The 11,931-nt window shown below is 69.0% G+C and carries 10 protein-coding genes; 7 read left to right on the top strand and 3 right to left on the bottom strand.

Annotated elements, in window-relative coordinates; all coding sequences use genetic code 11:
• Positions 1 to 11 precede the first annotated feature (11 nt).
• The 3 genes from CHB84_RS03190 to CHB84_RS03200 form a co-directional block, all read right to left on the bottom strand.
• Positions 12 to 1,235: a PQQ-dependent sugar dehydrogenase gene (locus tag CHB84_RS03190; protein WP_089300101.1), complete on the bottom strand. Its 1,224-nt coding sequence runs from the start codon at positions 1,233 to 1,235 to the stop codon at positions 12 to 14.
• Positions 1,236 to 1,291: 56 nt separating this feature from the next.
• Positions 1,292 to 1,567 (bottom strand): WhiB family transcriptional regulator, encoded by a 276-nt coding sequence (locus CHB84_RS03195; protein ID WP_089299958.1) that lies wholly within the window; start codon positions 1,565 to 1,567, stop codon positions 1,292 to 1,294.
• A 281-nt stretch (positions 1,568 to 1,848) separates the two neighbouring features.
• Positions 1,849 to 2,328 carry a PH domain-containing protein gene (locus CHB84_RS03200; protein ID WP_176439761.1) on the bottom strand — a complete coding sequence of 160 codons (480 nt, stop codon included), beginning with the start codon at positions 2,326 to 2,328 and terminating at the stop codon, positions 1,849 to 1,851.
• A 464-nt stretch (positions 2,329 to 2,792) separates the two neighbouring features.
• On the opposite strand from CHB84_RS03200, the gene CHB84_RS03205 reads away from it, so the two are divergent.
• The 7 genes from CHB84_RS03205 (at position 2,793) to cimA (ending at position 11,903) form a co-directional block, all read left to right on the top strand.
• Complete coding sequence (locus CHB84_RS03205) at positions 2,793 to 4,646, top strand: acetolactate synthase large subunit (protein ID WP_089300102.1); 1,854 nt, start codon at positions 2,793 to 2,795, stop codon at positions 4,644 to 4,646.
• 14 nt (positions 4,647 to 4,660) lie between these two features.
• The gene (gene ilvN, locus CHB84_RS03210) at positions 4,661 to 5,167 is read left to right on the top strand and encodes an acetolactate synthase small subunit (RefSeq protein ID WP_089299960.1); all 507 of its coding nucleotides are present in this window, start codon (positions 4,661 to 4,663) and stop codon (positions 5,165 to 5,167) included.
• A 150-nt stretch (positions 5,168 to 5,317) separates the two neighbouring features.
• The gene (gene ilvC / locus CHB84_RS03215) at positions 5,318 to 6,310 is read left to right on the top strand and encodes a ketol-acid reductoisomerase (RefSeq protein ID WP_089299961.1); all 993 of its coding nucleotides are present in this window, start codon (positions 5,318 to 5,320) and stop codon (positions 6,308 to 6,310) included.
• Between the two features lie 111 nt (positions 6,311 to 6,421).
• The gene (locus CHB84_RS03220; protein WP_089299962.1) at positions 6,422 to 6,724 is read left to right on the top strand and encodes a DUF397 domain-containing protein; all 303 of its coding nucleotides are present in this window, start codon (positions 6,422 to 6,424) and stop codon (positions 6,722 to 6,724) included.
• A 290-nt stretch (positions 6,725 to 7,014) separates the two neighbouring features.
• Positions 7,015 to 8,613 (top strand): phosphoglycerate dehydrogenase, encoded by a 1,599-nt coding sequence (serA, locus tag CHB84_RS03225; RefSeq protein ID WP_089299963.1) that lies wholly within the window; start codon positions 7,015 to 7,017, stop codon positions 8,611 to 8,613.
• A 307-nt stretch (positions 8,614 to 8,920) separates the two neighbouring features.
• On the top strand, positions 8,921 to 9,970 hold the full coding sequence (locus CHB84_RS03230) for a 3-isopropylmalate dehydrogenase (RefSeq protein ID WP_089299964.1): 1,050 nt from the start codon (positions 8,921 to 8,923) through the stop codon (positions 9,968 to 9,970).
• Positions 9,971 to 10,214: 244 nt separating this feature from the next.
• Complete coding sequence (cimA, locus tag CHB84_RS03235; protein ID WP_089299965.1) at positions 10,215 to 11,903, top strand: citramalate synthase; 1,689 nt, start codon at positions 10,215 to 10,217, stop codon at positions 11,901 to 11,903.
• Positions 11,904 to 11,931 lie beyond the last annotated feature (28 nt).

The raw sequence follows: 11,931 nt of genomic DNA on the forward strand, positions 1-11,931 counted from the left end.
GGTCGGCGCGGTCAGTCGGCGCCGCCGGAGCCTGCCTCCGGGCGCAGCAGCAGGACGACCCGGTCGTCGCTGGACACGGGGTCGCCGCCTGCCTTGTTCACGGTCCCGGCCACGGCGACTTCCTTGCTGATCACGTCCACGTCGGCGATCCGGCCGTAGCCGTTCCCGTCCTGCCGAGTGTCACTGACCTGCGGCTCCGCGGTGATGACGCCGTCCTCGTCGATCGGCATGGACTGGATGCTGCCCGTATTCGATGTGGTCACCATGAGCAGGTCCGACCAGTCGGCGCACCCGGCCACGCCCGGCCGGTCCTCCCATGTCCACGCGGGCGCGGACAGGTCCTCGCCGGGTTCGATCCGGTACAGCCTGTCGACACTGCCCCCCTGGTCGGTGACCCAGGAGCGGGTCCCGTCCTGCGAGGCGCACAGCCCGCCCGGAGAGTGCAGCCCGCCCGCGATGACCGGCGAGTCCGGTTCCGGGTTGCCCTCGGCCGCGTCCCCCGAGCGGTCGATACGGAGTACCTTGCCGGCCAGCGAGTCGGGATCCTCGGCCGCGTCGGGATCCCCTCCGTCGCCGGTGGCGACGAGCAGCGTCCCGTCTCCGCCGTGGCCGAGCGCGCCCGCGTTGCCGGAATCGCCCTTGGGAATGCCCGTCAGCACCGGTGTCGCGTCGCCGTCCTCGGCGAACCGCACGACGCGGTTGTCCTCCTCCGTGCTGATGTATGCGTAGACGAGCCGGTCCTCGTGGTAGGTGGGCGACAGCGCCAGCCCGGTCAGCCCGCCGTCGCCGGTGGCATCGACCTCGAGGGAGGCGAACTCGCGCGGGTCGGCGCCCTCGACGGCAGCGTGCACGGTGCCCGACTCCCGCTCGCCCGCGAGCGCGCCGATCTCCGTGCCGTGCGGCGGCAGCGCGGCGACCGCACCGACAGGGCCGAGGCAGGTCGCGATGACGGCGGGGTCGTGGTCGGTGCACCCGTCGGGTGGCGGAATGGGCTCCCGCGTCCGTTCCGGAGCGTCCGGTTCCCGCTCACCCCCCACTTCCGGGAGGTCCGGTTGCGGCCCGCGCTCCGGTGTGAGCTCGGCCGTCGGTTGCCAGTCGCCACTCGCGCTCGTCGAGTCGTCGAACGTGGCGCAGGACGCCAGCACCAGCGAGCCCGACGCGGTGAGCGCGATCAGCAGCGTTCGCGTGCTTGGACGGCCGGTGAGGGTGCGCACAAGGGCAGAGGATAGGCGCATCGGCGTGAACGTCACGTAATACGGCTCCGGTCGTGACCGGCGCAGACGGGCACGGCTCAGTGCGAGGGTGAGTGGTGGTCGTCACCGACCCTGCGCCTGCGCATGATCCGGCGCCGCTCACGGGCCGTCATGCCGCCGAAGACCCCGTGATCCAGCCTGTTGTCCAGTGCGAAGTCCAGGCACTCGGACCGAACCGGGCAGCTCGCGCAGATGGCTTTCGCCTGAGCCACCTGTGCGGAGTCCGGCACGTCCTCGGTGATCGGGAAGAACACCTCGGGGTCGGAGTCCCTGCAGGCGGCACGCTGCCGCCAGTCGTATACTGCTCGTTCCATGTCGTGCCGCCTCCTTCCGTCAGGCACGTGCGTAGCTCGGGTGCTGTCCACCCGGTGATGACGGTGAGCCGACGGGTCGCTCGCGGTCCGGCAACCACGCTGGACCGGGACGCGTCGCACTCGGGTCCGATTCGGTGACTGCGTGCGTTCACGGCATGTCACCGCAGGCACCGGTCCCGCACAACACATGAGCCCCGGCCGGTATTCCATACGAGCGCGAGCTCGTGCGATCGCCCGATTCCGGGCCGGCGGGCCGGGCGGCCTCCGGTTGCGGGAGTGGCTCAGTGCTCCCCGGTCTCGCGCCGTTCCGTCGGGTCGTCGATACGGCCACCGCTGACGCTGGACAGCACGGGAAGGTGCCGGGTGCGAACCGCGGGCAGTGCTACCTCGGTGCCGTCCCCGAGCACGGCACGGACCTTGGACTTGCCGGTCAGGGTCAGGCCGCTGAGGTCGTCCCAGGCCAGCGAGCGGGTCCGGAACACGGTCCGTACCACCAGTCCCGAGGTGTCCACGACGGTCTCGGTGCGCAGCAGCCACACGATGAACCCGACCGGCACCGCGTAGAGCACCGACAGCACGGGAAGCGCGAGGGCCATCGGGGTGACGCAGAGGATGACCAGCAGCGGCACCAGGACGGCGGTCTTGGGCACACGGATGAGGGCGCGTGGCTGCCGCTGGGCCGCCGTCCCCGGAGCGGCTGACGATGCCGCTGACGACGCCGCTGGGACCGCCGCTGGGGACGTCTCGTCGTTGTCGGTCACGGTGGTCATGGTCTCGCGTGCGACCGTGGGTGTCATGTCCGGGGTGGCCACTCGCCCGGTTGCCGGTGCCGGGGCACGCTGGTGCGCGCGCCCGTCATGCCCAGTATCTGGGAAGTCGGTCCCGCCAAGTTGACACCCTGACCGGTCTGCGACTAACGTGCGTGCCATGCAGCAGCTAGTTGAGCTCGTAGTAATTTCCTTGCGCGTCAGCATGGCGTGAGGGCGACTACAAGCCATCCACTGCTGACGCGCAACCCTCGTTCGACCGTTCGGTCGGCGGGGGTTTTTTCGTGCGGTGAGCGAGTGTACTCCAGGGGTGGTGCCATGATGCGGGCAATGAACCGGGAGCACGCGCGGCACCGAACCGTGACGGCACCGACAATGGGTTACACCGGCGTACACCCCGACTCGCGAATGAGCGCACTATGACCGTTCCCGACCCAGCGACCGACGAGGCAGAACCGATGACAAGCGCCACATCGAGAGCGAGCTCGCAGCCACGGCCGACGCATCCGGCGCCGCACGGCAAGCTCGATTCGCGTCCGAAGCCGGCACCTCCCGCGGGGACCCCCGTCCGGGTGACAGGTGCGCAGGCGCTCGTACGGTCCCTCGAGTCTCTCGGTGCCGAGGTCGTCTTCGGCATTCCCGGCGGGACGATCCTGCCCGCCTACGACCCGTTGCTGGACTCCACCAAGGTCCGGCACGTGCTCGTCCGGCACGAGCAGGGCGCTGGTCACGCCGCGACCGGCTACGCGCAGGCCACCGGCAAGGTGGGCGTGTGCATGGCGACGTCCGGACCCGGTGCGACCAACCTGGTCACACCCATCGCCGACGCGCATATGGACTCCGTGCCGATGGTGGCCATCACCGGCCAGCAGACGCGCGCACTGATCGGGTCGGACGCGTTCCAGGAAGCCGACATCTGCGGTATCACGATGCCGATCACCAAGCACAACTTCCTGGTCACCGAGCCTGCCGACATCCCGCAGGCGATCGCGGAGGCGTTCCATCTCGCGCGCACGGGCAGGCCGGGACCGGTGCTGGTCGACATCCCGAAGGACGTGCTGCAGGAGACGACGTCCTACGCGTGGCCCCCCGAGATGCACCTGCCGGGTTACCGGCCCACATTGCGCCCGCACGGCAAGCAGGTCCGCGAGGCCGCCAAGCTGATGACGACCTCCCGTCGCCCCGTCCTCTACGTCGGCGGTGGCGTCATCAAGTCCGAGGCTTCCGCCGAGCTCGCCGAGCTGGCCGAGCTGACCGGCATCCCTGTGGTCACCACGTTGATGGCGCGCGGGGCCTTCCCCGACTCGCATCCCCAGCACCTCGGTATGCCGGGGATGCACGGCACCGTCGCGGCCGTGGCCGCCATGCAGCGTTCCGATCTGCTGATCTCGCTCGGCGCGCGGTTCGACGACCGGGTCACCGGGCAGCTGTCCACCTTCGCGCAGGACGCCACCGTTGTGCACGCCGACATCGACCCGGCGGAGATCTCCAAGAACCGTAAGGCCGACGTGCCGATCGTCGGCGACTGCCGCGAGATCATCTCGGAGCTGATCAGCGAGGTGCGGGCCGAGATCGACGAGTCCGGCCGCCCCGACTTCGACGCCTGGTGGACCCAGGTGGGCTCGTGGCGGGACACGTACCCACCCGGCTACGAATGGCCGTCGGACGGGACGCTGTCCCCGCAGTACGTGATCGAGCGGCTGGGTAAGCTGGCCGGGCCGGACGCGATCTACACCGCGGGAGTCGGCCAGCACCAGATGTGGGCCGCGCAGTTCATCGGTTACGAGCGCCCGAACACGTGGATCAACTCCGGTGGGCTCGGCACGATGGGCTTCGCCGTCCCGGCGGCGATGGGGGCGCAGTTCGCGTTCCCCGACCGGCCGGTCTGGGCCATCGACGGTGACGGGTGTTTCCAGATGACCTGTCAGGAGCTGGCGACCTGTGCCATCGAGGGAGCGCCCATCAAGGTTGCGCTGATCAACAACGGCAACCTCGGCATGGTGCGTCAGTGGCAGAACCTCTTTTATGCCGAGCGCTACTCCAACACCGATCTCGGTACGCACATGCACCGGATCCCGGACTTCACGCTGCTGGCGGAGTCGATGGGGTGCGCGGGCCTGCGGTGCGACACGCAGGAAGGAGTCGACACGGTCATCCAGCGTGCGATGGAGATCAACGACCGCCCCGTCGTCATCGATTTCCTCGTCGGCAAGGATGCCCAGGTGTGGCCGATGGTCGCCGCGGGAACCGGTAACGACGAGATCATGGCCGCGCGTGGCATCCGCCCGCTGTTCGACGACGACGAGGTCTGACGGGAGCCGAGTACATGAGTACACACACTCTCAGCGTGCTGGTGGAGAACAAGCCGGGTGTGCTCGCGCGCGTGGCCGGCCTGTTCTCCCGGCGTGGGTTCAACATCGACTCGCTGGCGGTCGGGCCGACCGAGAACCCGGAGATCTCCAGGATGACGATCGTCGTCGCCGTGGAGGAGCTCCCGCTGGAGCAGGTGACCAAGCAGCTCAACAAGCTGGTGAACGTCATCAAGATCGTCGAGCTCGAGGAGCCGAGCTCGGTGCAGCGGGAGCTGCTGCTGGCCAAGATCCGCGCCGACGCGACGGTGCGCAGCCAGGTCCTGGAGATCGTGGACCTGTTCCGCGCGAAGGTGGTCGACGTGTCCCCTGAAGCGGTCACCATCGAGGCGACGGGGCCGGTGGACAAGATCAATGCGCTGCTGCGCATGCTGGAGCCGTACGGTATCCGCGAGCTGGTGCAGTCCGGGATGGTCGCGGTCGGCAGGGGACCGCGTTCGATCACCGGTACGTCCACCCGCTGAACGACCCGAAGCTCCGGTCCGGGTGCCACCGGAACGCAGCAGTGCACCGGCGGCCGCTACCCCTTCGGGGGCACGTCCTCCGGGCGGGACCAGGAACGACCGCTGGACGAGACGACAGAACGCACGAACGAAAGGAAGTTGGCAGCCCTCATGTCAGTCGAAATGTTCTACGATGACGACGCCGACCTCGGCCTGATCCAGGCGCGCAAGGTGGCGATCATCGGGTATGGAAGCCAGGGGCACGCGCACGCGCTGAGCCTGCGCGACTCCGGGGTCGATGTACGCGTCGGGCTGCCGGAGTCGTCGAAGTCCCGGACCAAGGCTGCCGACGAGGGGCTCCGGGTGGTCACGCCCGCCGAGGCCGCGCAGGAAGCGGACCTCATCATGATCCTCGCGCCGGACACCGCGCAGCGCAGCATCTACGCCAACGACATCGCGCCGCACCTGCGTTCGGGTGACGCGCTGTACTTCGGGCACGGCTTCAACATCCGGTACGGCCTGATCCAGCCGCCCGCCGACGTCGACGTGGCGATGGTCGCGCCGAAGGGGCCAGGGCACCTGGTGCGCCGCCAGTTCGTCGACGGCAGGGGCGTGCCCTGCCTCATCGCTGTGGAGCAGGACCCCAGCGGCAGCGCGCAGGCGCTCGCGCTGTCCTACGCCAAGGGGATCGGCGGTGCGCGGGCCGGGGTCATCAGGACCACCTTCGCCGAGGAGACCGAGACCGACCTCTTCGGTGAGCAGGCCGTGCTGTGCGGCGGCACCAGCGCGCTGATCCAGAACGCGTTCGAGGTACTGACCGAGGCAGGCTACGCCCCGGAGATCGCCTACTTCGAGGTGCTGCACGAGCTCAAGCTGATCGTGGACCTGATGTACGAGGGGGGCATCGCCGGCCAGCGCTACTCGGTCTCCGACACCGCTACCTACGGCGACCTCACGCGCGGACCGCGGGTGATCACCCCGGCGGTCAAGGAGGAGATGCGCAAGGTCCTCGCCGAGGTGCAGGACGGCTCGTTCGCCAGGGAGTGGGTCGCAGAGGACGAGGCGGGTCGCCCGAACTACACGAAGCTGGAGCAGGAAGGCGCGAGTCACCCGATCGAGGAGGTCGGCAGCAGGCTGCGCAAGCTCATGGCCTGGGTGCGCTGAACAGGCGCCAGGCATGCCGGTGCGTGGTGCGCGCTCAGCAGGGCGTACGCGCGAAGGCGCACGTCACGGTACGCGCGCACCGCGCACCGGAGGGCTCGCTAGGGTGGTGCCATGAGTCAGGAGCAGCAAGCCGCCGGTGACGGCATCGAGGAGCCGTTCGACGACAAGGCACACATCCGCGACGAGATCGACCTCAGCAACGCCGAGTGGCAGCGTCCACTCCCGGAGGGTGTCGACCCGGACGAGCTGGAAGACGCGGTCGAGATCGCGTTCGTGCCGCACACCGATGGGGTCACCTACGTGGCGATGCGACAGGCCTCCGAGCCGGACGGCACGATCCTGGTGTTCACTCCCAGTGAGTGGGAAGCCTTCGTGCTCGGGGCCAAGGACGGGGAGTTCGACGAGCCCTGGTAGCAGGCGCAGCGCCTGACGCTCTGAGCGGCTCGTCATCGCTGGTCAGCGTGTTGCCAGTAGGGTGATCGGGGGCATATCCCGTGGTGTGTTCACCCACATCGCGGTGTCGGCCCTCGATGGATCGGTGGCTCGCCGATAGACTCTTGCCGGTTGGCGTTCCGTCGACGTAACCCAACACCGCGCGGTAGGCATGGTGGGCGCGCCTGCGCCGCAGTCATCCACTGCACGGGCTGTCGCCCGCTGACACCGCCCGCGCGATCTCCTTAGTCCCAACAGACCGGAGGCACTTTGTGACCGCTTCAAGCCGTCCCGTTGTCCTGCTCGCCGAGAAGCTCGCACCGTCCGTCATGGATGCGTTCGGCGATGAGGTCGAGATCCGTCACGTGGACGGAACCGACCGCGCCGCGTTGCTGGAAGCTGTTGCCGACGCAGACGCGCTTGTTGTCCGCTCGGCCACCCAGGTCGACGCCGAGGTGCTGACCGCGGGGAAGAAGCTGACCGTCGTCGGCCGCGCCGGCGTGGGGCTCGACAACGTCGAGGTCCCCGCGGCCACCGAGCGTGGCGTGCTTGTCGTCAACGCGCCGACCTCGAACATCGTCTCCGCGGCCGAGCACGCGGTTGCGCTCCTGCTGTCGGTGGTGCGCAGGGTCCCTGCCGCCGACCAGAGCCTGCGCGGTGGTGAGTGGAAGCGCAGCTCCTACACCGGCGTCGAGCTCAACGGCAAGACCGTCGGCGTCGTCGGCCTCGGCAAGATCGGCCAGCTCTTCGCGCAGCGTGTCGCGGCGTTCGGCACCACGCTGATCGCCTACGACCCCTACGCCACGGCAGCACGTGCCGCCCAGCTCGGGGTCGAGCTGGTCAGCCTCGACGAGCTGCTGCAGCGTTCGGACATCATCTCGATCCACCTGCCCAAGACGCCGGAGACAGCCGGTCTGATCGATGCCGACGCCCTTGCCAAGGTCAAGCAGGGCGCGATCGTCATCAACGCCGCCCGTGGCGGGCTCGTCGACGAGCAGGCGCTGGCCGATGCCGTCAAGGAAGGCCGTGTCGGCGGTGCAGGCGTGGATGTGTTCGTGACGGAGCCGACGACCGAGAGCCCGCTGTTCGGTCTGCCGAACGTCGTGGTGACCCCGCATCTGGGCGCCTCGACCAGTGAGGCTCAGGACAGGGCGGGTACCGACGTCGCCCACTCGGTGCGGCTCGCACTGCGCGGTGACTTCGTGCCGGACGCGGTCAATGTCGCGGGTGGTGGCGCGGTCAGCGACGAGGTGCGACCGTACCTGCCACTGACCCAGAAGCTGGGTATCGTGCTTTCGGCCTTCAGCGACAAGGCGCCGACCTCGGTGCAGGTCGTTGTCAGCGGGGAGCTGTCCAGCGAGGACGTCGACGTGCTGCCGCTGGCCGCGCTGCGTGGCGTGTTCGACGGCGTGGTCGAGGACCAGGTCACCTTCGTCAACGCCCCCCGGTTGGCCGAGGAGCTCGGTGTCCAGTTCGAGGTCACCACACAGAGCGAGAGCGAGATCTACCGCAGTGAGGTCACGGTGCGCGCGGTGCACGCGGACGGGACCACGCTGTCGGTGTCGGGTGCGATCACCGGGCTCGACGAGGTGGAGAAGCTCGTCGAGGTCAACGGCAGGCACTTCGACATCCGTGCCGAGGGCCACATGCTGCTGCTGGAGTACCCGGACCGGCCCGGCGTGCTCGGCAGGATCGGCACGCTGCTCGGCGAGGCCGGGGTGAACATCGAGACCGCCCAGGTCAGCCAGACCGCCGAAGGCACGAGTGCCGTGCTGCTGATGCGCGTGGACCGGACCGTGGATACCAGCGTGCTCGAGCCGATCGGTGCCGCGGTCGGTGCGCGTACGGTGCGCTCCGTCACGTTCGACTGACCGGCGACGGGCCCAGCGAACCGGGCCAGCGAACCGGCCCGGCGAACCGGCCCGGCGAACCGGCCCGGCGAACCGGCCGGAATGCCGGAACGGCGTAGTCGGATCGACGTTCGGCGCGCCAGGCCGGTGCCGTGCCACGGGCCCGGCACCGGCCTGGCAGCCACCTGCGCCCACGAGCGGGTGAGGCACGGTGAGCCGAATCAGACACAAGGGTGGTCTGCTTACGCGTATCCTTTCTACGCAGGGTAGCCTGCTGTGTCTGGGGAGCCTGTGACACAGCGGAATCCTGACTAGACGGAGGTGTTGGATGCGGCTCGCGGTGATCCCGGGTGACGGGATCGGTCCCGAGGTCGTGACAGAGGCGCTCAAGGTGCTTGCCGAGGTCACACCGGCAGCGTCGGACCTGGACATCACCAACTACGATCTCGGTGCCGCTCGATGGCACTCGACGGGCGAGCTGTTGCCCGAGTCGGTCATCGGTGAGCTCCGTCAGCACGACGCGATCCTGCTCGGCGCGGTCGGCGACCCCTCGGTGCCGAGCGGCATCCTGGAACGCGGCCTGCTGCTCCGGCTGCGTTTCGAGCTGGATCACCACGTCAACCTCCGTCCGGCGCGCCTGTACCCGGGCGTGCAGGGTCCACTGGCCACCCAGAGCGAGATCGACATGGTCGTCGTGCGGGAGGGAACCGAGGGCCCGTACGCGGGCAACGGTGGGATCCTCCGCAAGGACACCGAGCACGAGATCGCCACAGAGGTGAGCTTGAACACCGCGTTCGGGATCAAGCGGGTCGTCGCCGACGCGTTCGCCCGCGCCCAGCAGCGGCCGCGTAAGCACGTCACGCTGGTGCACAAGACCAACGTGCTGGAACACGCGGGTTCGTTGTGGTCACGGGTGGTCGAGGAGGCCTCGATGCGGCACCCCGACGTCACCGTGGACTACCTGCATGTGGATGCGGCGACGATCCACCTGGTCACCGACCCGTCCAGGTTCGACGTCGTGGTCACCGACAACCTCTTCGGCGACATCATCACCGATATCGCCGCGGCGGTCACCGGCGGGATCGGCCTGGCAGCCAGCGGCAACCTGGACGTCACGCGGGCGAACCCGAGCATGTTCGAGCCGGTGCACGGCAGCGCCCCGGACATCGCGGGCCAGGGCGCGGCCGATCCGACCGCGACGGTGCTGTCCTTGTCGCTGCTGCTCGACCACCTCGGACACACCGAGGCTGCGCGCCGCATCGAGGCGTCCGTCGCCTTCGACCTTGCGACTCGCGACCACTCCTCGCCCGGTGCGACGCAGGCGATCGGGGACCGGCTGGCCGCGCTGGTCTCGTCCAACACCCGGCACGAGGTGTGATCCGCAACCGCGTTTGGCTGCACGGGTCCCGTGTGGCATGATGCCGGTATGGCTCGTACGATCGCCATTATTATTCCTCAGCGCGCCGAGTAGGTGCTCCCGAAGCAGGAGACCCCGGCGCGCAGACCTCTCGCATTCGCGAGGGGTCCTTTTTATTGGTCGAGCGCCATGCCCACATTGATGCCCACATTGATCCCGCCCCCGGGTCCGCCCCGAGTTGCGAGTACATACACAGGAGTAACGCGTGAACCGTTCCGAACCCGCAGATACGCCGCTCGGCGATGGCTTCCACGTCTACGACACGACGCTGCGTGACGGGGCGCAGCGGGAAGGCATCGCGTACTCGGTCGCCGACAAGCTCACCGTGGCCCGGTTGCTCGACGAGCTCGGGGTGGGGTTCGTCGAAGGCGGCTGGCCCGGCGCGTTACCCAAGGACACCGAGTTCTTCCAGCGCGCGACGTCCGGAGAGCTGCCCCTCAAGCACGCCGCTCTCGTGGCATTCGGGTCCACGAGGAAGGCCGGCGCCACGGCTGACAGGGACAAGCAGGTGCGGGCGCTGCTCGACTCCCGCGCGCCGGTGGTGACGCTGGTCGCGAAGTCGGACAGGCGGCACATCGAACGCGCGCTGGGTGTGGATGTCGACACGGCGTGCGCGATGGTGCGGGACACCGTCTCGTTCCTGGTGGGCGAGGGGCGACGCGTCTTTCTCGACGCGGAGCACTTCTTCGACGGTTACGCCTACGACCCCGACACCGCGTTGCGTGTGCTCACCGCGGCAGGCGAGGGCGGTGCCGATGTGGTTGTGCTGTGCGACACCAACGGTGGCCAGCTCCCGCTGCAGCTGGCAGCGACCGTCGAGGAGGTGGGTGCGCGCACCGGGCTGCGCCTGGGTATCCATTGCCAGGACGACACCTCGTGTGCGGTGGCCAACACCATCGCCGCCGTGCAGTCCGGGGCCACGCACGTGCAGTGCACCGCGAACGGTTACGGCGAGCGGGCGGGCAACGCGGACCTGTTCGCGGTACTTGGCAACCTGGTGACCAAACTGGAGATGGACGTCCTGCCGCCCGGCGGGGCCGCGGAGCTGACGCGCGTCTCGCACGCGCTCGCGGAGATGGCCAACATCGCGCCGGACGCGCATCAGGCATATGTCGGAGCGTCGGCGTTCGCGCACAAGGCGGGACTGCACGCGAGCGCGATCAAGGTGGACCCGCTGCTGTACAACCACATCGACCCGCCGGTGGTCGGCAACGATATGCGGGTGCTGGTCACGGAGATGGCAGGCAGGGCGAGCCTGGAGCTCAAGGGGCGCGAGCTCGGCGTGGACCTCACCGAGCGTCCCGAAGCGTTGACCTCGGCAGTGGACAGGGTGAAGACACTGGAGTCGCAGGGCTGGTCGTTCGAGGCCGCCGATGCCTCCCTCGAGCTGATGCTGCGGCGCGTGATCGACAGCGAGGGCGAGCCGGTCTCCGGCGAGGGGTTCCTTCCCGAGGGGCCGTTCGAGCTCGAGTCGTACCGCGTCGTCCTCGATCACCGCCCGGACGGGGAAGTGATCTCCGAGGCCACCGTGAAGGTCCAGGTCTCCGGCGAGCGGGTGATCGCCACCGCGGAGGGCAACGGGCCCGTGCACGCGCTGGACGCGGCACTGCGCAAGGCGCTGTCGCCGTACCTGGAGTGGCTGGACAGTGTCGACCTGACCGACTACAAGGTCCGGATCCTCACCCCGGGCGCCGAGACCCCCTCGATGCAGGGGCATCCCGGTACCGACGCCGTGACGAGGGTGCTCATCGAGAGCACGGACGGCGAGAAGGAATGGACCACGGTGGGCGTGCACGAGAACATCGTCGAGGCGAGCTGGATGGCGCTGTGTGACGCGCTCGTGCACAAGAGCATGCGCGTGTCCCCGGGCAGCGACGGACATCGAGGGACGTGACCGGTCACAACCTGCGTCGATTAGGCTC

The sequence above is a fragment of the Haloechinothrix alba genome, assembly GCF_900188115.1.
GTDB lineage: Bacteria > Actinomycetota > Actinomycetes > Mycobacteriales > Pseudonocardiaceae > Haloechinothrix > Haloechinothrix alba.